Below are 21823 nucleotides of genomic sequence, written 5' to 3'. Positions count from 1 at the left end.
AGCGGACCGGCTCGGGAAGTGTGGTACCGGCTCAGCCGGCCGGCTGGGACATGGTCGGCGCCGGCGCCGGGGCGACCGTCCCGGGCTCGGTGCCCGGGACAGCCGTCGTCGGGCCGCCCGCCAGCCTGCCGGTGACGCTTCCGAGGAGACCGCCGAGCAGGCTGCCGACCGGCCTCGACATACCCCCGACCAGCGGGAGTTGCAGCGAGCTGGAGGCGGCTGAGGCCGACGCGGGCCGCACGTTGGTGAAGACCGGGTCCACCCAGTAGTTGGTCGAGCTGAAGGTGCTGGCCGGGAAGCCGGTGGCTCCGTAGTGGTAGATGCCGTTGGCACTGCCGGGGCCGTCGGCCGAGGCCGTCATCGGGTACGCGGAGTAGCCGGCCGTGAAGTAGCCGCCGCTCGCCGAGTAGTGGCCGTTCGGGGCGAAGTACGAAACCACGTAGCTGGTGTTCGCGGTGATCGCCACCGGGGTGGTGAAGGTCAGCTGCTGCCAGCCGGAGGCCGTCTCGCCGGTGAAGGTGCCGGTGGCGAGCTGGGTGCCGGTGTTGCTCCACAGCGTCGCGGTGTGGGTGCCGGTGTTGGCGACGGACTTGTAGAACCGGACACCCGTGATCCACCCGTTGATCGAGGTGCTGAAGCGGGTGCCCAGTTCGACGGAGGTCGGGTCACCCGAGTCGATCGAGGCCGGGGCGGTGGCGGAGTTCCACAGCGAGCACGGGCAGGTGACGGCGGGCGGGGTGGCGCTGGTGGTGAACGTCCAGGTGACCGGGGCGGCCATCGGGTTGCCCCACGGGTCGCTGGCCTTCACCGTGGCGGTGTAGCTGGTGTTGAGCGCCAGCTGCCCGGTGGGGCGCAGCGTGGCGGTGGCCGTTCCGCTGTCGTAACTGACCGTGGCCGGAACGGACTTGCCGCCGCCGGCCGGGGTCAGGGTGAACTGCAGCGCGGTGGTGTCGATGGTGTGGCTGAAGGTCGCCGTCGGCGCGGCCGTGATCGCCACGCCGGTGCTGCCGGTGGCCGGGGTGAACCCGGTCACCGTCGGCGCGCTGGTGGTGTCGCCCGAGGTGTCGAGCACCGCGTCGACCCAGTAGTTGGAGCTGTGGTAGCTGCTGCTCGGGAAGCCACCGCCGGTGTTGTAGCGGTAGAGCGCGTTGTCGCCGTCGGCGCCCGCCATCAGGGCCTTGATCGGGTCGAGACCCGCGCCCTGACCGGTGAAGTAGCCGTCGTCGTAGGAGTAGTGGCCGTTCGGGGCGTAGTAGGAGGCGATGTAGGTGGTGTTCGCCTTGACCGGGACGGGCGTGGCGAAGACCAGCTGCTGCCAGCCGGAGGCCGTCTCACCCGTGAAGGTGCCGGTGGCCAGCCGGGTGCCGTCCGTGCTCCAGAGGCTGCCGGTGTGCGTGCCGGTGTTCAGCGCGGACTTGTAGAACCGCACGCCGGTGACCGAACCGTTGACCGTGGTACGGAACTTGACCCCGACCTCGATCGAGCCGGCGTCACCCGAGTCGGCGTGCGCCGGGACGGCCGAGGTGGGCCAGATGGTGCAGGGGCACTGCTGCGGGCCGACGGTCAGCGGAACGGTGACGACCGTGCCCGTGATGACGGAGTCGTTCACCCCGCGGACCTGGATCTGTGCCGCACCCTGGGCCAGCGGTGTCCAGGTGTAGCTCCAGGAGGTGGTGCCGGTGGCGCCCTTCCAGGTGGTGCCCCCGTCGATGGAGACCTCCACCCGGGCCACCTGGCCGCCGCCGAGGTCGGCGGCGGTGCCCGAGACTGTGACCGGCTTCTGCACCGGTACGGTGACCCCGGCCGTCGGCGTGGTCACCAGTACGGTCGGGCCGGTGGTCTCGGTCGAGGCGGTGGCCGGGACCAGGCCGGACTGCAGGGTCGAGGGCTGGACGCCCATGTCGGCCAGCAGGTTGACGGTCGCCTGCTGCATCCGGGGGTCCTCGGCCGTGGTGTTGCCCACGTGGAGGGTGTCCAGGCCCCAGGACCACTGGACCGTCCCGGCGCCGAACACCAGCGCGTTCGAGACCGGGTCACGGTAGATGGTCGGGCTGTTGGTGGCGATCCCGTTGCCGTACGTATTGCCGTTGTCCAGCAGGTAGTTGCCGTCGGTGACCGAGACGGTGGTCGAGGACAGGTCGATCGAGCCCGGGGGCCGCGAACCGTTGTCGATGTCCGAGTCCCACTCGTAGCCGAGCGTGCCGGTCGGGAAGGTCGCGACCTGGCCGGGCGGCAGGGTGGCGATCGAGGTGTTGCGCCACATCCGCAGCTTGCCGTACGCGGCGGGCACGGTCATCGCGTCGTTACGGTAGCCGTTCACCTGGAACAGCTGGCCGGTGAGGGCGTTCTGCGGCTTGCCGCCGCCGCGTCCGGCGCCCACCGGGTCCATCCAGGTGCCGGTCCACTGGCCGCTCGGGTCGGGTACGCCGTCGACGCCGGGGATCTGCAGCTTGGTCTCCTTGTAGCAGACCAGGGTGCGGTTGGCGGTGCCGGAGCTGTCGGTGGACGGCTCGAAGCGGGTCCGCCAGAACATCTCGTTGCCGGAGAAGAAGGCCAGGTTGACGCCGGCCGCCTTGGCCGCCGTGACGTTGTCGCGCTGCGCCTGGTTCCAGTACTCGTCATGCCCGTTGGACATGAACACCTTGTGGTTCTGCAGCAGGACGCCCTTGGTCGAGACGTCGATGCCGGACAGGTAGCTGACGTCGTACCCGTTCCGCTCCAGCCAGCCGATCATCGCGTACTCGGAGCCGTAGATGCCGTTGTCGGCGCCGATGTCCAGCGGGCGGTTGTAACTCACCTTGTACGCACGGCCGTCGGGCGCGGGCCCGGAGCCGCCGTAGAGGTTCTGGCCGCCCCAGCTGTTGTACGCCTGCCAGCTCTCGTCCGAGGTCTGCACCACGATGTTCGAGTGGCTCGACTCGTCCCGGATCACGATCGGGTAGGGCATCAGGCCGTTGCCGTCGGTCTGCTCGATGTTGGCGAGGTAGAGCCCGGAGACGGCGTCGCTCGGCACCGTCCAGGTGACGGTGGTGGTCCAGTTGCCGCAGTCCACCAGCCCGGTGGAGGCGTCGGAGAGACAGTTGGGCTGGGTCTTGGCCGGGAAGGTCGCGGTGGGCGAGGCCGGCATCTTGCGGGCCCGGTTGCCCTGGTACCAGCCGAGACGGTAGATCTCGATCTGGTACGGGACGGGCGACTGCACCTTGAACTCGACGGTGTCGCCGGGCTTGTAGCTCTCGTGCGAGGTGAAGCCCTGGATGGATCCCCAGGCGTTCGGGGAGTACCAGTCCGAGAGCGGGCTCCCCGGCTTGGAGTTCTCGCAGGCCACCGGGTTGACGACCGGTGTGGCGCAGGGGTCGGCGGCGTGCGCGGTCGGCGAGGTCAGACTGGTGACCGCCAGCAGGAGTGCGGTGGCCAGCAGGAACCGGGCGAGGCCGCCGGTCCCTTGGAGATATCGTCGTACGAGACTTCCGGTCGGGGATCGCCCCATGGTGTTGCCGATCTTCATGTTCGCTCTACTCCCGATTGTGCCAAGGAACTTCAAGGCAGTGGCGCGGGCGCGTGAACCCGTCCGACCGCCCCCGCCGCCGCGCGGAGGAAGCGGGCCGGAGTCCCGGCCCACACCTCCTGCGGTGGGACGTCGTGCAGCACCACCGATCCCATGCCGACCAGCGACCACTGGCCGACGGTGGTGTACTCGCGTACCAGCGCGCCCGCCCCGAGATAGCAACCCCGGGCGAGCCGTACGCCGCCGCCGAGCCGTACCCCGCTGGCGAGGGTGGCGAAATCACCCACCTCGGTGTCGTGCGTGAGCACGGTCTGCGGCATCACCGCGACGTGCGCGCCGATCTCGGCCCGCGCGGTGACGACCACCTGGGCGAGCAGTACGGTGCCGTGGCCCAGCTCCGCGTGCCGGGCGATCTGCGCGGTGGGGTGGACCACGGTGGCGTACCGGTCGTCGGGCAGCCGCAGCCGGTCGGCCAGCTCCGAACGGCTGGTGTACACACGCGGGTTGACGGTACAGAGCACCACCTTGGCGCGCGGCAGGTCGTGCACCGCCTCGGCCGGGCCGAGCACGGGCACGCCGTCCACCTCGGTGCCGTGCAGCGCCGGGTTGTCGTCGAGGAAGCCGCGCAGCCGCCAGCCGGCGCCTGCCGCGCGGGCGGCCTCGGCGGTCTCCCGCCCGAAGCCGCCCGCGCCGACGATCACCAGGTCCTGGCGGCGCGCCCGACGGGTGACGGGATGTCTCACGAGGGGTCCTCCGGCCTCGCGAGCTCGACCAGGACGCCGCCCCGGGCGAGGCTGAGCGTGGCCGCCTCCAGGATGTCGAGCACCCGCAGGCCGGCCCGCCCGTCGGTGAGCGGTGCGCGGCCCTCCCGGATCGAGGCCGCGAACTCCTCCACCACCCCGCCCAGCGCCTCCTTCTCGCCGAGCGCCGGCGCCACCATCTCGCCGGAGCGGTAGCTGACCTGCAGCTCGCGGCGGGCCCCCGGGTCGAGGTCCTCCGAAGCGGTGAGGTCGACTCCCCGGTCGAAGAGCGAGATCCGCTGCTGGGGGTTGAGGTCGTCCCAGATCACGGTGCGCTTGGAGCCGCCGACCATGGTGGTGCGCACCTTGGTCGGGGAGAGCCAGTTGACGTGCGCGTGCGCGATCGCTCCCGAGGCCAACTGCAGTGTCAGGTACGCCACGCAGGACCGGCCGACCCCGATCGGGTCAGCTCCCTGCGCGGCCACCGCAACCGGCCGGTCGCCCTCCGGCAGCACGAAGTCCAGGATGGACAGGTCGTGCGGCGCGAGGTCCCAGAGCACGTCGACGTCCCGCTGGACCAGGCCGAGGTTGATCCGCACCGAGTCCACGTACTGGATGTCACCGAGCTCCCCCGCCCGGACCAGCTCGCGGATCCGGGTGACGGCCGGGGTGTAGCAGTAGGTGTGGTCGCACATCAGCACCAGGCCGCGCCGCTCGGCCTCCTCGACCAGCACCCGCCCCTCGGCCCCGGTCGCCGCGAGCGGCTTCTCGACGAGTACGTGCTTCCCCGCGCGGAGCGCGGCGAGGGCGACCTCCAGGTGCGTACCCGCCGGGGTGGCGACGGCGACGGCCGCCACCTCCGGGTCGGCGAGGACGGCGGCGTAGTCGTCGGTGGCGGTCACCGTCGAGTACTCGCCCAGCACCCGTTCGGCGCGGGCGCGGTCCAGGTCGCACACCCAGCGCAGCTGGAACTCGGGCGATGCCTGGAAGTTGCGGACCAGGTTCGGCCCCCAGTATCCGGCCCCGACCACGGCGAGCCCCAAGGTCGGTCGAACGGCTGTCACGTCGTGCGGTCCCTTCGGAAGATCTGACGGTTCGTCAATAGTCGTTACGGGTACAGACATCCCAGCAGGAGTCTTGGCGGGCATCTCAGTAGGCGCCCTTCCCCCGGGCCACCGCGCCGGTGGTGCGCAGCAGGATCAGCGCGTCCAGGGAGTGCGACCAGTTGTCGACGTAACTGAGGTCGAGCCGGACGGCCTCGTGCCAGGGCAGGTCGGAGCGGCCGCTGACCTGCCACAGCCCGGTCAGGCCCGGTTTGACCAGAAGCCGGCGGCGGGTCACCTCGTCGTAGTCGAGGGTCTCCTCCGGCAGCGGCGGCCTGGGCCCCACCAGCGACATGTGACCGGCCAGCACATTGATCAACTGCGGTAGCTCGTCCAGCGAGTAGCGCCGCAGGAAGCGCCCGAGCGCCGTGGTCCTCGGGTCCTTGCGGGCCTTGAAGAGCGGGCCCTCGGTGTTCAGGTTCAGCTCGGCCAGCTCCGTCCGGAGGGACTCGGCGCCAAGCAGCATGGTGCGGAACTTGAACATGGTGAACGGCTCGCCGTTCAGTCCGACCCGGCGCTGCTGGAAGAACGCGGGCCCCGGGCTGCTGAACCGGACCAGCATCGCCAGCACGAGCAGCAGCGGGGTGAGCAGGAGCAGCCCGGCGGCGGCGGCGAGCCGGTCCAGGATCTCCTTCGGCAGCCGCGCCGTACCGGACCGGGCCGGTGCCCGGACGTGCAGCAACGGCACCCCGCCGACCGTCCGGACGCTCAGCCGGGAGGCCGCCACGTCGGTGAGCATCGGGCCGAGCAGCAGCTCGACCCCTTCGGCGTTCAGGGCCCAGCCGAGCCGGCGCAGCGCCGTCTGGTCGAGGGCCTGGTCCGGCAGGACGATGACCGACTCGCAGCGGGTGCGGCGGACGGCGGAGAGGATGTTGTCCCGGCCGCCGAGCACCGGCAGCTTGGGGTCGGCCGCCTTGCCCGAGTCGGGACGGGTGGTGAAACAGGCCCCGACCAGGCGCAGTCCGCGCGAGGCCCGCCCTTCGATCGACTCGGCGAGCGTGGCGACCGAGTCCGGATGGCCGACCACGAGCACCCGTCGCGGGTCTTCGCCCACCCCGAGCCGCCCGCGCATCGCGCCGCGCAGTGCGGTGGTCAGCACCGCCGCGCCGGCCAGGCCGACCACCGCGTCGTGGACCAGCCGGTCCGGCCCGAGCGCCAGCTCGGAGCCGAGCACGGAGAGCGCCCCGAGGGCCAGCGCGGCGCGGATTATCCGCCGGTGGTCCTCTGCTCCGTAACCTAACTGCCGCTTCCCGTACGCTCGGACGGCGAGTAGCGCGGCCGGCCACAGCAGCGGCAGGAGGGTGAAGACCTCCGACCGACCGTGGCACAGGTAGACGACGAACGAAGCGGTGGCCGCAGCCATCACGTCCGCCACGATGAGTTTGAGTAGATGGTCGTGCTGCCACTTCCCGCGCAGTTCGCGCGGTGCTATGACATCACGCCTTTTATCCGCATAAGAGGCCGATTCGACGGCCATGCTGCCCCCCAGCCGGTGCGCCCGACAGTTGATGTCCATGCTTGAACAGCGAGCAGCCGGCTCCGATATCCCCCACCAGAGCCCCGACTTGCTCGCGTCGCACCCCACGCGATCCCCAGGAGCAAGGTAGCGGCCCGGCCGGGCCCGGGGCGGACAAACCACAAACAATCTCTACAACTATGTGGCTGTCCGGTGGAGAGCGGACGAGAGGATTCAACATGCGCCCGGCGTCCGCCCCCGGGTGCGCCGGGCGCGCACCACCGGCTCCGGGCCGATCACCTGATCGGCGAATCTCCTGACCACAGGGCCTCCCCCGTCGCATACTTGGCCCCGCACCACCCACGACCGGCCGACAGTGAGGGGCCGGTGCGGGCGCACCGAGGGGTTTCGATGAGGTCTGCGAAAGTCGCAGTGGTTGTGGTCACCTGGAACAGCGCCGAGGTGCTGCCCGGGCTGCTGGCCTCCCTGGAGCAGGGGCTCCAGGGCGTCGAGTGGAGTCTGACGGTGGCCGACAACGCCTCTGCGGACGAGACACTGACGGTTGTTCAGAGTTCCGTCCCGTCGGCCGGGTTGATCCAGACCGGCTACAACGCGGGCTACGCCGCAGCGATCAACAGCGCGCTGGCACAGCTGGAACCGTGCACCGCCGTACTGATCCTCAACCCCGACGTCCGGCTGGCCCCCGGCTGCGTCGCCACCATGCTCGCGCAGCTGGACGAACCGGGCACCGGCGTCGTGGTGCCACGGCTGGAGAGCGAGAGCGGGGTGCTGGCGCACTCACTGCGCCGCGAACCCGCCCTACTGCGCGCCTTCGGCGAAGCGCTGCTCGGCAACCGCCGGGCCGGCCGCTACCCGAGGCTCGGCGAGCTGGTGACGGCCGAGGACGCCTACCGCACCACGACCACCGCCGACTGGGCCACCGGCGCGGCGCTGCTGCTCTCCTGGGACTGCGTCACCGCCTGCGGCCCCTGGGACGAGTCGTACTTCCTCTACTCGGAGGAGACCGAGTACGCGCTGCGCGCCCGCGACCTCGGCTTCCGCACCAGGCTCGCCCCCGAGGCCCGAGCCGTCCATCTGGAGGGCGATTCGGAGGTCTCCCCCCGGCTCTGGACGTTACTGACCCTCAACAAGGTGCGTCTCTATCGCCGCCGCCACTCGCTCGCCGCCGCCACCCTCTTCTGGGCCGCGACGCTGCTGCGCGAGCTCTCGCGCGGGCTGCTCGGCCACCACCGCAGCCGCCGCGCAGCCGCCGCGCTGCTGAGCCCGTCCCGGCTGCGCACCCGCCCGACGGCCGAGAACCTGGTCTGACGGTGTACCTCTCCTCCAGCCGGAGCACCCCGGTCGGCCGGACCGCGAGCGCCACCCGCCGGGTGGCCGCCAACGTGGTGATGCTGGGCGTGGTCAGCCTGCTGACCGACATCTCCTCCGAGATGGTCTCCTCGGTGCTGCCGCTCTACTACACCTCCGTCCTCGGGCTCACCATGCTCCAAACCGGCTTCCTGGACGGCCTGTTCAACGGCGCCTCGGTCTTCCTGCGGCTGATCGGCGCCCACCTCGCGGACCGCCTCCGGGCCCGCAAGCCGGTCGCCGTCGCCGGGTACGCGCTCTCCGCGATCTGCAAGCTCGGCCTGCCCGCCGTCGGCGCCTCGCTGGCCGGACTCAGCACCGTACTGGCCGTCGACCGCAGCGGCAAGGGCCTGCGCACGGCCCCGCGCGACGCGCTGATCTCGCTCTCCAGCACCCCCGAGACGCAGGGCCGCGCGTTCGGCGTGCACCGGATGATGGACACCGCCGGTGCCTTCTGCGGGCCGCTGGCCGCCTTCGCCCTGCTGTCGGCGGTCGTCACCGCGTACGACGCGGTCTTCATGGCCAGCTTCTGCGTCGCGGCCCTCGGTGTGCTGGTCCTGCTGCTCTTCGTCCGGGACCGGCGGCAGCCCGCAGCGCCCGCGCAGCCCTCACGCGGTCCGGTGCCCGGCCTCGGTCTGCTGCGGGACCGGGCGTTCCGCCGCACCTGCCTCTGCGTGATGGTGCTGGAGACGGCGACCATCAGCGACGCGTTCGTCTACCTGACGCTCCAGCGGCAGGACGACCTCGCGGCGCGCTGGTTCCCGCTGCTGGCGCTCGGCACCGCCGCGCCGTACCTGCTGCTGTCCCTGCCACTGGGGTCACTGGCCGACCGGATCGGGCCGTGGCGGCTCTACCTGGGCGGGCACGTCTGCTTCCTGCTGGTACTGGCCCTGCTGGCCGGCTCGGCGGCCGGGCCGCTCGCGCTGGTGCTGGTGCTCGGCCTGCACGGCGCCTTCTACGCGGCGACCGACGCCCCGCTGATGGCGCACGCGGCCCGGCTGCTGCCCGAGCACTCCCGCACCTCGGGCTTCGCGGTGCTGCAGAGCCTGCAGGCGCTGGGGATGTTCGCCTCCTCGCTGCTGTTCGGGATCGCGTACCGGCTCCAGGGGCCGCAGTGGACGCTGGAGATGTTCGGAGCGGGGCTGCTGGTCTGCCTGCCGGCCGCCGCCCTGCTGATCAGGAAAGAGAGCACGTGACCGACGCACCCGAGACCCCGGTGCTCACCCGGGGCCGCCTGATCACCTTCGCCGTGGCGTTCGCACTGCTCGCGGCCCTCGGCATCGGCTACGGGATCCACGCCACCCACCGCGACAATCTGACGACTCGTCAGGGTCCGGGCGCCGCACCGGCCGAGCAGAATCTCGACCTCACCGGCGCGACCGGGGAGATCCTCTTCCGGGACACCGAGCCCGGCCCGGGCTACGGCTTCCTGGCCACCGTCCCGCGCGCCGACCCGACCGGTCCGCGCAAGGTCGGACGGACCTCCTGCGAGCGGGTCTACGCGGCGGCCGGGACGGTGGTCTGCCTCAGCACCGAGTACGGCGCCATCCCGAGCCACCACGTACGCATCCTGGATTCAACTCTCAAGCAGCAGCGCGAGATCGACCTCGGCGCCGGCGCACCCAACCGCGCCCGGATCTCGGCGGACGGCCGGATGGCCTCCTGGACGGTCTTCACCTCGGGCGACTCGTACGCCGCCAACACCTTCTCCACCCGCACCTCGATCCTGGACGTCCGCACCGGCACCCTGACCCCGACCCTGGAGGACTTCACCGTCCACAAGGACGGCCAGGTCTACCAGCCGGTCGACCGCAACTTCTGGGGCGTCACCTTCAGTTCGGACGACAACACCTTCTACGCCACCATGTCCCCGATCAGCACCGGCAAGACCTACCTGGTCCGGGGCGACCTCTCCCAGCACCTGCTGACAGTGCTACGGGAGAACGTGGAGTGCCCCTCGCTCTCCCCCGACGGCACCCGGATCGCCTTCAAGAAGCGCGTCGGCACCGACACCTCGCACCCCTGGCGGCTCACCGTCCTCGACCTGGCCACCGGCCGGGAGACCCAGCTCGCCGAGACCCGCAGCGTGGACGACCAGGCCGCCTGGCTCGACGACTCCACCGTCGCGTACGCCCTCCCCGCCGCCCAGCGGACCACCTCCGACCTCTGGACCGCCCCCGCCGACGGCACCGGCTCCCCCGCCCTCCTGCTCCACGGCGGCTTCTCCCCCGCCCCGCTCACCACCGGAAAGCAGTAACACCATGACCGACGAAGCCGGCCCCACCCCCGGATCCGACGCCCGCCGACACCCTTGACAGAACATCACAACCTGTCTAGCTTCTGGACATAACCGCCAACTATGTAAGGCACCAGGCGGCGGACAGGCAGAGGAGCGGCTCATGACCACGACCGAGGCACATGCCCGTGGCCGGCAGCGCACGGCCGAGCGACTGCTGGCCTCCACGGCCAAGCTGTCGTTCGACCCGCTCAAGGACGTCGACTGGTCCGTCCGGCCGGCCGAGGGCAGGTACTACGCGCCTCCCAACCGGCTTTCGCTGTACGGGACTCCGGCCTGGGAGAAACTGACGGAGAGTCAGCGGATCGAGCTCAGCAAGCACGAGGTCGCCAGCATCGCCAGCGTGGGCATCTGGTTCGAGGAGATCCTGATGCAGATGCTGCTGCGGCACGCCTTCGACCGCGACCCGACCACCGCGCACGTGCAGTACGCCCTCACCGAGATCGCCGACGAGTGCCGGCACTCGGTGATGTTCGCCAAGATGATCTCCTGGATGGACGTACCGGCCTACGGCCCCGGCCGCCTGGCGCACGAGCTCGGGCGGCTGTTCAAGGCGACCTCCTCGCACAGCCAGACCTTCGGCGGCACGATGTACGTCGAGGAGATCCTCGACGCCTTCCAGCGCGAGATGATGACGGACGAGAGCCTCCAGCCGCTGCCCCGCCAGGTCTCCCGGATCCACGTGATCGAGGAGTCCCGGCACATCAGTTACGCCCGCGAGGAGCTGACCCGCCGGGAGCTCGGGCCGCTGCGCCGTCGGTACGAACAGCTGATGATCGGCTCGATCATCTACTTCTCCACCACCCGCCTGATCCACCCCGCCCTGTACGCCGCCGTCGGGATCGACCCGCGCGAGGGCCGCCGGATCGCCCGCGCCAACCCCCACTGGCGCACCACCAAGCGGGAGATGGCCGCCAAGGTGATCGGCGTCCTCGACCAGGCCGGCCTGGTCGGCCGGAGCAACCGCTGGCTGCTGCGGGCTGCGGGCGTGGTCTGAACCAGCACGCGGGCGCCGGGTCGACCATCGGGGGATGCCCCGAGCATGGCTAGGCCCTGTCTGACAATTCGCGTCGGATCAGCGCGCGGCGTTGGGCGCCCGGCTGGGCGTGCCGGCGGATCGGCCTCGTACTCGGTCGTACGTGGCCGATCTGCCGGTGCGTCCAGCCGGGATGCCCGGCGTCGTGCGCCCGGCGGGAATTGTCAGACAGGGCCTAGGCTGGTGCGATGGCAAGGTTCAGAGAGACGGTCCGGTCGCTGCTGCGGGAGCGGCTGCTCGACGCCGCGTACGACCTGGTCGCGGCGGACGGGTTCGACCGGTTGCGGATGACCCAGCTGGCGACGGCCGCCGGGGTGAGCCGGCAGACCGTCTACACCGAGTTCGGCGCCAAGGACGCCGTCGGCGCGGCCCTCTTCCAACGGGAGCTCGAACGCTGCCTGCTCGGCATCCAGCAGAACCTGGACGCGCACCGGGGCGACCTGCGGGCGGCGACCGAGGCGGCGGTCGGTTTCACCCTGCGGCTGGCCGCCGACAACCCGCTCGCCAAGGCGATGCTCACCAGCACCGGCAGCCACGAGGACGGGCTGCTCTCGTATCTGACCACGCGCTCCGAGACCGCCTTCGGCACCGCGACCGGGATGCTCAACGCCTACATCGAGGACGTCTGGCCCGCCGTCGACCTCTACTCCCGTGACCTCGCCGTCGACGCCGTCATCCGGCTGACGGCCAGTTGTATCGTCCAGGCCGCCGCGCCGGCCGAGGAGTCCGCCCGCCGGATCGCGGAGATCGTGGCCCGGATCACGCTACCGCCGAAGATCTGACGGGCGGCGGAGTACGGTGATGCCGTCCTCGTCGGCGACCGTCAGATACCCGGCGGCCCGGTAGGTGTCGAGCATCCGGGCCGTCACCGCAGCGGCGCAGGGCGACTTGACGGTCGGGTCGGTCCGGTCGGCGACCACCCAGTCGGGCGGCGCGGCCGCGTGGGGGCCGTCCTCCCGGCAGACCAGGCTGACGGTGGTCCGGTGCACCAGCAGCGGGGCGAGCCGGTTGCTCGACGCCACCGAGGCGCCGTCGGGTATCGCGTCGAGCAGCCGGTGCGCGGTACGGACGTGGGCCGGGATCCGCCAGGTCGAGGGCAGCACCAGTTCGTGCAGCGGGTAGACGGCGGTGCTGAGTACGGCGAACGCGGCGACCCCCGCCAGGACGCGCTTCAGCCTGACCGGCAAGCAAAGCTCCGGCCGACGCCCGAGGACGTCGATCAGGCCCGCGAAGAGGATCGGCATCAGCACCGCGCTGTAGTGGTAACTCGGCTGCCAGTAGTGGACGTTGTCGGCGAGCAGGCGCCAGAGCAGGGTGGGCGCGCAGAGCAGGGTGAGCGGTGAGCGCAGACCGACGAAGGCGGTCGGCGCGGCCAGCATCGCGAACAGCAGCCACTTCACCGGGGGCCAGCCCAGCCTGAGCGGCAGCAGCAGCACACTACCGCCGGACGATCCCGAGCCGACCGTCCCCGAGCCGGCCACGCCGGGCAGTTGGTGCCAGTAGTCGAAGACACCGTGCGGGTTGGCCAGCGGCAGCAGGACCGCCATCTCCACCACCGTCGCGGTCAGCCCCAGCACGACCACCGCCGGGCCCAGCCACCCGGCCCGCCCCCGCCGCCCGTACCAGGCCGTATAGGCCCCGATGGCCGCCAGCGTCAGCCCGAGGTCCTCCTTCACCAGCAGCAGCGGCAGCGCCCAGAGCACGGCCGCCCGCCACCGCCGCCCGGCCAGCGCCTCCACACTGAAGGCCAGCAGCGGTACGGCGAAGCAGATCTCGTGGAAGTCGAACGAGACCGCCGAGACGATCCCCCAGGAGCAGCCCACCGCGCAGCCGATCACCAGCCCGGCGGCCGGCCCGGCCGTCCGGTGGGCCCAGCGGGTCAGCGGGAAGCAGGCGAGCGCCATCAGCGCGGCCTGGGCCACCAGCAGCGTCACCGACGTCGGGAACAGCCGGTACGCGGGGGCCAGCAGCGCGAGCACCGGGTGGAAGTGGTCGCCGAGCAGGTTGAAACCCGGGCCCTTCAGCTCCGCGACCGGCGCCCGGCCGTGCGCGTAGGCACGGACGGCCTGCTCGAAGATGCCGAGGTCGTACGCCGCGCTGAGCATCCGCTCGTGCCGGCGCACCGACAGCAGCGCGTACAGGACGAAGAACAGCCCGGTGACGGCGAGGGCCATCTGCTGCGGGCCGGGCCAGGCCCGCACAGGGCGGGTGGCCGACGGGCGGGCGGCCGGGGGCACCACAGGCCGGGCGACCAGGTTGTCGATCATCTGCACACCATTCCACTAGTTAACTAGTGGAATGGTGTGCAGATCGCCCGACGCTGTCAAGATGCGGCTTGACGGCGGGACTTGACGCACGGCTTGACGAAGGCCCGCTGAGCTGGGCAGGATTCAGCTAGATAACTAGTGAAATGGCGGTAAGCGTGGTCGAGTACCTCATCGACCGGCACAGTGGGCTCTCCCCGTACCTGCAGATCGTGGAGCAGACGAAGCGCGCCCTGCGGCTGGGCGTGCTGCGCCCTGGCGACCAACTCCCCACGGCACGCGAGGTGGTGGAAGCCACCGCGATCAACCCGAACACCGTGCTCAAGGCGTACCGCGAGCTGGAACGCGAAGGGCTGGTCGACAGCCGCCGGGGCGTCGGCACCTTCGTCCGGCGCTCCCTCGCCAAACCGCAGACCATCGCGGACTCCGCGCTGCACACGGAACTGGCCGCCTGGGTCCGCCGCGCCCGCGAAGCCGGCCTGGACCGCGAGGACGCCGCCGCCCTGATCACCACCGCCCTGGACAGCGTCTTCGCCGACCCGGCGACCGGTGCCCCGGCTGCCGGTGCCCCCACGAGCGGCACCCCCACAAGCAGGACCGATACCAGCAGCACCGACGCCGGCAAGGCCGATGAGGAGCCCAGGTGAGCCACCACATACCTGCCCAAGCCGACGACACGCCCGCCCTGGAGGCGGTCGGCCTGGGCCTGAAGTACCGCCGGAACTGGGCGCTGCGCGACTGCGACTTCCGGCTGCCCGCCGGGCGGATCTGCGGACTGGTCGGCCCGAACGGCGCCGGCAAGAGCACCCTGATGTCGCTCGCCGCCCACCTGCTGACGCCGAGCGCCGGCACGATCAGCGTGTTCGGCGGGGCACCCGGCACACCCGAGACCCGCCGCCGGATCGCCTTCCTGGGCCAGGACAAACCGCTCTACCCCCGGCTGACCGTCGCCGAGACCCTGCGCGCGGGCTACGAACTCAACCCCGGCTGGGACCAGGCGGCCGCCGTGCGGATCGTCGAGCACGGCAACCTCTCGATGTCCGCGCGGGTCGGCGGGCTGACGGGCGGCCAACGCACCCGGGTCGCCCTCGCGCTCGCGCTCGGCAAGCGGCCCGACCTGCTGATGCTCGACGAACCGCTCTCCGACGTGGACCCGGTCTCCCGTCAGGAGCTGACCGGCCTGCTGATGGCCGAGGCCGTGGAGAACGGCACCACCGTCCTGATCTCCTCCCACGTGCTCGCCGAACTCGACGGCGTCTGCGACTACGTCCTGGTCCTGGGCGACGGCCGGGTCCGCCTGGCCGGTGACGTGGACGAACTCCTCGACGCCCACCGGCGGATCGTCGGCGCCCACGAAGGCGCCGGCCCGGTACCCGAGCTCGACCGCCACCAGGTGGTCGAGCTCCGGCGGACGGGACGTCAGGTGACCGCCCTGGTCCGGCCGTCGGCGGAGTCGGCGGACATCGACAGCGCCTGGGACGTGGCCGAACCGACCTTGGAGGAACTCCTGCTCTCCTACCTGCGCTCGCCGGAGGCCCCGGCGCTGCTCACCCCCGGCGCCCGTCCGGCCCGAGTACCGGCGGCCGCCCGATGACCACCGACACCCTCACCCCGGCCCGGCCCCGCTGGGGGCTGCGCGGCGTCAGCTGGCTGAGCGGCCGTCAGGAGCGGACGGCCTTCGCCATCGCCGCCGGCGTCCTGCTCGCCGTCTGCGGCTGGATGCTGTACCTGGGCGGCAGCATCAGCGACTACGTCGACGCCAACCACCTCCAGCACTGCAACATCGTGTACTTCCCGCCCGAGTGCCAGACGGTGGACGCTCTCGCGGAGGGTCTCGACTCCAACTGGCAGGTGATGGTGCAGGCCACCAGCTGGATCCTGCTCGCCCTGCCACCGGCCCTCGGCCTCTTCCTCGGAGCGCCGCTGCTGGCCCGGGAGTTCGAGAGCGGCACCTACCGGCTGGCCTGGACGCAGTCGGTCTCCCGGCGGCGCTGGCTGGCGGCCCGGCTGGGCGTACCGCTGGCGGTGACCCTGGTCGGCTCGACCGTGCTGGCCGTGGTGTCGACGTGGTGGGTCCACGTGGTCGAGGGCCGGTTCGCGGTTCCCGGCTACTACCACTGGTTCACCTGGATGAGCCGGACGACCAGCGGCCCGGCCGTGGTCGGGTTCTGCGTCGTCGGGGTCGCGCTCGGCGCGGCCGTCGGCCTGGTGGTCCGCCGGGTGGTGGCTTCGATGGCCGTCACCGCCGTACTCACCCTCGGCCTGCGGCTGCTGGTGGACCAGCTCCGGTTCGTCCTGCTGCCCGCCAAGCGGGCCGTGGTCGCCGTCCATGTGGCCCTCGAACCCACGGGCGCCCACGCGACCCTGTACAACGGGCACCTCAACACGGGTGTACCGCTGGAGTCCTACAACCTCGGCAACGGCTTCCTCACCACCGGCGGACTGCGGATCCCGCTGGTGAGCGACTGGATCGACATGCTGGCCGACGGCACCCCCATCTGCCGCGACGAATCCGGCCAGTGCCTCGCCCACCACACCGAAATCGTCCAGGCGTACAGCGACTACCAGCCGCCGTCCGCCGAATGGCCGATGCTCTGGACCGAGGCGGGGATCTGCCTGGCCGTCGCCGCCGCCCTGGTCGCCTTCTGCTTCCTGTGGATCCGCCGGCTCCGCTGACGCCTACCTGCCTTGGCGATCCGCCGTACCGATCCGTCCCGGCGCCGGCGTGGCCCCTCCGGCCGCGTCGGCGCCGCCATGTTCCAGGTCACTCCGGACCCAGGAAATACCTGACTGCTCAGTTACTGTTGTGTCAGACGAACGTCGCACGACGTCTGCATCGGAGAGAACACATGAGCACGCTCGACTTCCGCATCCTCGACCTGGACTTCCCGGTCGGCAGCAGGAACAAGACCGCGACCCTGATCACCGGCGAGCGGGAGGCCCTGCTGGTCGACGCCGGGTTCACCCGGGCCGACGGGCACCGGCTGGTCGCCGAGATCCTGGACTCCGGCAAGGAGCTGACCAAGGTCTTCGTCAGCCATGCCGATCCGGACTTCTACTGGGGTGCCGAGGTCGTCGCGGACGCCTTCCCGCAGGCAGAGCTGGTCGCCACCCCGCTGGTGATCGAGCACATCCGGGAGTCGTTCGAGGGCAAGCTGAAGGCCTGGGCGCCGGTCGGCGTCAACCGGCCCACCCGGCTGGTCGATCTCCGGCCGCTGACCGACGACATCGTGTTCGAGGGCCACCGCTTCGAGCTGCAGGGTGGCCACCCGACGCTGCCCGACCGGCACTTCCTCTGGCAGCCGGAGCACCGCGCGATCGTCGGCGGCGTCCTGCTGTTCCAGCAGGAGCACGTCTGGACGGCCGACACCGCCGCGCCCGAGCAGCGCGCCGCCTGGATCGAGGTGCTGAACGAGATGGAGCTGCTGGACCCGGCACTGGTCGTCCCCGGCCACCGGCTGCCCGGCACCGCTGCCGACGTGAGCGTGATCCGCTACACCCGGGACTACCTGCTCGACTTCGACACCATCGTCCCGGCCGCCGCCGACGGCGCGGAGGCCACCGAGGAGCTGGTCCAGCGCTACCCCGGGTCGGGCCTGCTGATCGCCGCCCAGATCGGCCCGAAGGTCGCCAAGGGCGAAATGACCTGGGGCTGATGACGACGACCGACACCGCGCTCGTCCGCGCGGCGATGGCCCCCTGACCAGCCCCGGTTGGACTCCCGGCGAGGTCAGCGGGGACGATGGGCGCTCACGGCGACTATTCGAAAGGACATCCGAGCGGTGGCGGAGCAGGAGATCACGAACGGCGCGCAGGCCGCCGCCGCCGCCCGCGTCCGGGCGGTCGGGGTGCTGCTGAACGCCTCGGCTCTCCTGGAACGCCTGCTGGCCACCGCGATCCAGCGGGCGGCGGGCATCAGCCACTCGATGTTCGAAGTGCTGCTGGTACTGGCCGAACGGCCGGACGGCGCTCCGATGAGCGAGCTGTCCGACCGGCTGATCCTCACCAGCGGCGGCGCGACCCGCCTGGTCGACCGGATGGTCGCGGCCGGACTGGCCGAACGCCGCCCTTCCCCGGCCGACCGGCGGGTCCAGCTGGTCACCATGACGGCCGAGGGCGAGCGCACCCTCGTCACCGCCGCCCGCGCCCACACCGAACAGACCGACCGCCTCCTCGCGGCCGCGGGCCCGACGGCCGACCTCACCGCCCTGGTCCCCGCCCTCGACCACCTCGGGCGGCAGGCCCGGGCGCTGCTTCCCCCGCTCGGCTGACCCCTCACAGCTCACCGAGGTTCGCCGGGTCGGTCAGCCCCGCCATCGGGTCGCTCTCCCGGGCGGCCACCCGCTCCGGGGTGTACGCGAGGTCGTCCGGGCTGCGGCAGGCCGCCACCTCGGTCCAGGTCAGCGGTGCGGAGACGCCGGGCCGGGGGCCCGCCCGCAGGGAGTACGGCGCGGCAGTGGTCTTGGCGCTGCTGTTCTGCGACCAGTCGACGAACACCCGGCCGGTCCGCAGCGACTTGTCCATCCGGTCCACGACCAGCTCGGGGTGGGCGGCCCGCAGCCGGGCGGCGAGCTGCCGCGCGTAGTCGGTGGCCACCCGTTCGGGCGCCGGGCGCAGCGGTACGAGCAGGTGCAGGCCCTTGCCGCCCGAGGTCTTGGGCCAGGCGGTCAGCCCGTCCGCCCGGAGTTCCCGGCGGGCGAGCAGGGCGACGGCGCAGCAGTCCACGAGGGTGGTGCCCGGCCCGGGGTCGAGGTCGATGATCAACCGGTCGTGCTCGGCGGGGGTGTGCTGCCACTGCGGGACGTGGAGTTCGAGGGCGCCGAGGTTGGCGGCCCACAGCAGGGTCGGCAGGTCGGCGACGACGACCTGCCGCAGCTCACCCTCCCGGTGGGTGACGTCGAGGGTGGTCAGCCAGTCCGGCGCGCCGCCCGGGACGTTCTTCGCCCAGAACCGCTGGCCGTCCACCCCGGCGGGGAACCGCAGGAAGGAGGCCGGCCGCCCGGCCAGGTGCGGCAGCAGCCAGGGGGCGACGAGCGCGTAGTAGCGCAGGGCGGCGGCCTTCGTCCAGCCGGTCTGCGGGTAGAGGACGCGGTCGAGATGGGTGAGCCGGAGCCGTCGGCCGTCGATCTCGGTGACGGTCGCGGTGGGGTCCGAGACGGCGGGCACGGCGTCATCCGGGGGTGCGTCGGGTGGTGGTCCAGGTGTGCAGCTGACGGGCCGTCCAGGTGTTGACGATCCGCTCCGGGCCGATCCCGGCCGCCGCCGCCCGGGCGCAGCCGTACGCCTGCCAGCTGAGCTGGCCGGGCGCGTGGGCGTCGGTGTCGACGGCAAACAGGCAGCCCGCCGTGACAGCCTGGTGGAGCAGCTGGGTGGGTGGATCGCGGCGCTCAGGGCGGCAGTTGATCTCGACGGCGGTGCCGGACTCGGCGCAGGCGGCGAAGACTTTCGCGGCGTCGAACCGGGACTCGGGGCGTGGCTTGTCGCCGATCAGGCGGCCGGTGCAGTGGCCGAGGATGTCGGCGTGCGGGTTGCGGACGGCGGCGAGTAACCGACGGGTCATCAGCATCGGTTCCATCCGGAGTTTGGAGTGGACGGAGGCGACGACCACGTCGAGGCGTGCCAGCAGCTCGTCCTCCTGGTCGAGGCTCCCGTCGTCCAGGATGTCGCACTCGATGCCGGTGAGCAGCCGGAAGGGCGTGAGCCGGGTGTTGAGTTCGGCGATCACCTCCAGCTGCTCGCGCAGCCGGTCGGCACTGAGGCCCCGGGCGACGGTCAGCCGGGGCGAGTGGTCGGTGAGCACCGCCCAGTCGTGGCCGAGCGCCCGCGCGGTGCGGGCCATGGTCTCGATCGGGCTGCCGCCGTCGGACCAGTCGGAGTGCAGGTGGCAGTCGCCGCGCAGTGCGGCGTACAGCTCCTCGCCGCCGGTGGCGAGCGGCTGGGCGGCGCGCTTCTCCAGGTCGGCGAGGTAGGCCGGGGTCCGGTCGGCGACGGCGTCGGCGATCACCCGCGCGGTGGTCGGCCCGACGCCCGGCAGCGCGGTCGCGTGCGCGGCCAGCGTCTGCTGGTCCGGGTCGGTGGCGAGCCGGACGCGGACGGCGTCGGCCGCGTGGCGGAAGGCCTGCACCCGGTAGGTGGAGGCCTGCTCGCGCTCCAGCAGGAACGCGATCCGTTCCAGCACGTGCACGGGGTCCATGTGGCCCACGTGCCCGGTGTGACGGTTGGGGAAACGCGATTACGGTGGCTCACACCGGGGCAATCGGTACAGAGGGGGCAGATTCCGGAGGAGTACGCCCATGTCGCACCCCGACGTTTCGGACCTCTCGACCGAGCGGACGGAGGGCGTACCGCCCGACGCCCTGCACAACGACGTGCTGCTGCGGGAGCTGTCCCAGCTGCACCGCACCAGGCACGAGACCTTCCTCTACGGCTCCGACGACGCGCTGCGCCGCCACACCCTGCGCACCGGGCAGCTGGAGGCCGAGTTCGTCCGGCGCTTCCCGCTCCGGCAGGTCTCGGCCGGCCGGACCAGGTCGGGCTCGCGCTCCAGGGAGGCCGCCGCCAAGGCGGAGGGCGTGCCGGAGTAGCGGCCGTGGCAACCCCGTCCCCGTAGACCCGGTCCCCCTGGGAGTCCCGCATGCCCATCGCAACCGTCAACCCCACCACGGGCGAGACTCTGGAGACCTTCGAGCCGCTCGGCCACGACGGCCTGGAGCTGCGCCTGGCCCGGGCGGAGGCCGCCTTCCGGGAGTACCGGACGGTCGGCTTCGAGTTCCGCTCGGAGCTGCTGCGCCGGGCCGCCGGGGTGTTCGAGACCGAGCAGGAGCAGCTCGCCCGCACGGTGACCACCGAGATGGGCAAACCGCTCGGCCAGGCCAGGGCCGAGGCGGCGAAGTGCGCGAAGGCGCTGCGCTGGTACGCCGACCACGGCGCCGCGCTGATCGCCGACGAGCTCCCGGGCGAGGAGGACGTCGCGGACAGCGGCGCGGTGGCGGCCCTGGTCCGGTACCGGCCGCTCGGCGCGGTGCTGGCGGTGATGCCCTGGAACTTCCCGCTCTGGCAGGTGATCCGGTTCGCCGCGCCCGCGCTGATGGCAGGCAACGTCTGCCTGCTCAAGCACGCGTCGAACGTGCCCCGGACGGCGCTCGCGCTGGAGGAGCTGTTCTGGCGGGCCGGCGCTCCCGAGGGGTGCTTCCAGACCCTGCTGATCGACTCGTCGGCCGTCGAGGGCGTGATCCGCGACCGACGGGTGGCCGCCGTGACGCTGACCGGCAGCGAGGGCGCGGGCCGGTCGGTGGCGGCGGTGGCCGGTGACGCGCTGAAGAAGACCGTGCTGGAGCTGGGCGGCAGCGACCCGTTCATCGTGCTGCCCAGCGCCGACCTGCAGGCGGCCGTCCGGACGGCTGTCCGGGCGCGGACCCAGAACAACGGGCAGTCCTGCATCGCGGCCAAGCGTTTCATCGTCCACACGGACGTCTACCCCTGGTTCGCCGCCGCCTTCGCCCAGGAGATGCGGGCGCTGCGGATCGGCGACCCGCTCGACCCGGAGACCGAGATCGGCCCGCTGGCCACCCGCCAGGGCCGGGACGACCTGGCCGCCCTGGTCTCCGACGCGCTGGCGCACGGCGCCACCGCCGAGGCGGGCGGCCTGCGCACCAACGGGTCCACCGACCCGGTGGACGGCGCGGGCTGGTACTACCCGCCGACAGTGCTCACCAAGGTCACCCCCGCGATGCGGATCCACCACGAGGAGGCGTTCGGCCCGGTCGCCACGCTTTACCGGGTGAACAGCCTGGACGAGGCGATCGAGGTCGCCAACGACTCACCGTACGGCCTGAGTTCCAACGTCTGGACGAACGACCCGGCCGAGCGGGACAGGTGCATCCGCGACCTCGACGCGGGCGGGGTGTTCTTCAACGGGATGACGGCCTCGCACCCGGCCCTGCCGTTCGGCGGCGTCAAACGCTCCGGTTACGGGCGCGAGCTGGCAGGTCATGGCATCCGGGAGTTCTGCAACGCCACCACGGTGTGGGTGGGGCAGTCGTGAGGCGGCACGCC

19 protein-coding genes are annotated in these 21823 nt (G+C 71.9%); 12 read left to right on the top strand and 7 right to left on the bottom strand.

Annotation, left to right across the window (positions count from 1 at the left end):
• Window positions 1-31: 31 nt before the first annotated feature.
• The 4 genes from P3T29_RS08820 to P3T29_RS08805 form a co-directional block, all read right to left on the bottom strand.
• The gene (locus P3T29_RS08820) at window positions 32-3505 is read right to left on the bottom strand and encodes a DUF4082 domain-containing protein (RefSeq protein WP_280715732.1); all 3474 of its coding nucleotides are present in this window, start codon (window positions 3503-3505) and stop codon (window positions 32-34) included.
• Window positions 3506-3537: 32 nt separating this feature from the next.
• Window positions 3538-4248, bottom strand: a complete 711-nt coding sequence (locus P3T29_RS08815; protein WP_280715731.1) for an acetyltransferase — start codon at window positions 4246-4248, stop codon at window positions 3538-3540.
• Window positions 4245-5309 carry a Gfo/Idh/MocA family oxidoreductase gene (locus P3T29_RS08810; protein ID WP_280715730.1) on the bottom strand — a complete coding sequence of 355 codons (1065 nt, stop codon included), beginning with the start codon at window positions 5307-5309 and terminating at the stop codon, window positions 4245-4247. The genes P3T29_RS08815 and P3T29_RS08810 overlap by 4 nt, the downstream gene beginning before the upstream one ends.
• Window positions 5310-5394: 85 nt before the next feature.
• Window positions 5395-6825 carry an exopolysaccharide biosynthesis polyprenyl glycosylphosphotransferase gene (locus P3T29_RS08805; RefSeq protein WP_280715729.1) on the bottom strand — a complete coding sequence of 477 codons (1431 nt, stop codon included), beginning with the start codon at window positions 6823-6825 and terminating at the stop codon, window positions 5395-5397.
• A gap of 390 nt (window positions 6826-7215) precedes the next feature.
• On the opposite strand from P3T29_RS08805, the gene P3T29_RS08800 reads away from it, so the two are divergent.
• The 5 genes from P3T29_RS08800 to P3T29_RS08780 all read left to right on the top strand — a co-directional run bounded on the left by P3T29_RS08800 (window position 7216) and on the right by P3T29_RS08780 (window position 12286).
• A complete protein-coding gene (locus tag P3T29_RS08800) occupies window positions 7216-8133 on the top strand; it encodes a glycosyltransferase family 2 protein (protein ID WP_280715728.1) in 918 nt (305 codons plus the stop codon).
• Window positions 8134-8135: 2 nt separating this feature from the next.
• Entirely contained in the window at window positions 8136-9368 is a 1233-nt protein-coding gene (locus P3T29_RS08795) for an MFS transporter (RefSeq protein WP_280715727.1), read from the top strand.
• The gene (locus P3T29_RS08790) at window positions 9365-10429 is read left to right on the top strand and encodes a hypothetical protein (protein ID WP_280715726.1); all 1065 of its coding nucleotides are present in this window, start codon (window positions 9365-9367) and stop codon (window positions 10427-10429) included. Before P3T29_RS08795 ends, P3T29_RS08790 begins: the two co-directional genes overlap by 4 nt.
• Before the next feature lie 142 nt (window positions 10430-10571).
• Window positions 10572-11465, top strand: a complete 894-nt coding sequence (locus tag P3T29_RS08785; RefSeq protein ID WP_280715725.1) for a diiron oxygenase — start codon at window positions 10572-10574, stop codon at window positions 11463-11465.
• A gap of 227 nt (window positions 11466-11692) precedes the next feature.
• On the top strand, window positions 11693-12286 hold the full coding sequence (locus tag P3T29_RS08780; RefSeq protein WP_280715724.1) for a TetR family transcriptional regulator: 594 nt from the start codon (window positions 11693-11695) through the stop codon (window positions 12284-12286).
• On the opposite strand, the gene P3T29_RS08775 is transcribed toward P3T29_RS08780, so the two are convergent.
• The gene (locus P3T29_RS08775; RefSeq protein ID WP_280715723.1) at window positions 12269-13771 is read right to left on the bottom strand and encodes a DUF2079 domain-containing protein; all 1503 of its coding nucleotides are present in this window, start codon (window positions 13769-13771) and stop codon (window positions 12269-12271) included. The two genes, P3T29_RS08780 and P3T29_RS08775, sit on opposite strands and share 18 nt — an antisense overlap.
• A gap of 143 nt (window positions 13772-13914) precedes the next feature.
• Here P3T29_RS08775 and P3T29_RS08770 point away from each other — a divergent pair, with 143 nt between their 5' ends.
• From P3T29_RS08770 to P3T29_RS08750, 5 genes are all read left to right on the top strand, one after another.
• Entirely contained in the window at window positions 13915-14415 is a 501-nt protein-coding gene (locus P3T29_RS08770) for a GntR family transcriptional regulator (RefSeq protein ID WP_280715722.1), read from the top strand.
• Window positions 14412-15362, top strand: coding sequence for an ABC transporter ATP-binding protein (locus tag P3T29_RS08765; protein WP_280715721.1), 951 nt, complete (start codon window positions 14412-14414; stop codon window positions 15360-15362). The genes P3T29_RS08770 and P3T29_RS08765 overlap by 4 nt, the downstream gene beginning before the upstream one ends.
• Entirely contained in the window at window positions 15359-16444 is a 1086-nt protein-coding gene (locus tag P3T29_RS08760; RefSeq protein ID WP_280715720.1) for an ABC transporter permease subunit, read from the top strand. The genes P3T29_RS08765 and P3T29_RS08760 overlap by 4 nt, the downstream gene beginning before the upstream one ends.
• Before the next feature lie 173 nt (window positions 16445-16617).
• On the top strand, window positions 16618-17424 hold the full coding sequence (locus tag P3T29_RS08755) for an MBL fold metallo-hydrolase (RefSeq protein WP_280715719.1): 807 nt from the start codon (window positions 16618-16620) through the stop codon (window positions 17422-17424).
• A 126-nt stretch (window positions 17425-17550) separates the two neighbouring features.
• Entirely contained in the window at window positions 17551-18039 is a 489-nt protein-coding gene (locus P3T29_RS08750; protein ID WP_280715718.1) for a MarR family transcriptional regulator, read from the top strand.
• A gap of 4 nt (window positions 18040-18043) precedes the next feature.
• Here the strand turns inward: P3T29_RS08750 and ligD are convergent, their stop codons facing one another.
• The gene (gene ligD / locus P3T29_RS08745; protein ID WP_280715717.1) at window positions 18044-18934 is read right to left on the bottom strand and encodes a non-homologous end-joining DNA ligase; all 891 of its coding nucleotides are present in this window, start codon (window positions 18932-18934) and stop codon (window positions 18044-18046) included.
• 4 nt (window positions 18935-18938) lie between these two features.
• On the bottom strand, window positions 18939-19961 hold the full coding sequence (locus P3T29_RS08740; RefSeq protein ID WP_280715716.1) for a PHP domain-containing protein: 1023 nt from the start codon (window positions 19959-19961) through the stop codon (window positions 18939-18941).
• A 100-nt stretch (window positions 19962-20061) separates the two neighbouring features.
• Between P3T29_RS08740 and P3T29_RS08735 the strand changes: the two genes are divergently transcribed.
• Together P3T29_RS08735 and P3T29_RS08730 are read left to right on the top strand one after the other, a co-directional pair.
• Window positions 20062-20352 (top strand): DUF6158 family protein, encoded by a 291-nt coding sequence (locus tag P3T29_RS08735; protein WP_280715715.1) that lies wholly within the window; start codon window positions 20062-20064, stop codon window positions 20350-20352.
• 50 nt (window positions 20353-20402) lie between these two features.
• Window positions 20403-21812, top strand: coding sequence for an NADP-dependent succinic semialdehyde dehydrogenase (locus P3T29_RS08730; RefSeq protein WP_280715714.1), 1410 nt, complete (start codon window positions 20403-20405; stop codon window positions 21810-21812).
• The last annotated feature ends 11 nt before the right edge of the window (window positions 21813-21823 follow it).

Source organism: Kitasatospora sp. MAP5-34 (assembly GCF_029894335.1).
In the GTDB taxonomy this organism is placed as follows: domain Bacteria; phylum Actinomycetota; class Actinomycetes; order Streptomycetales; family Streptomycetaceae; genus Kitasatospora.
This window is presented reverse-complemented; position numbering and strand designations above follow the sequence as displayed.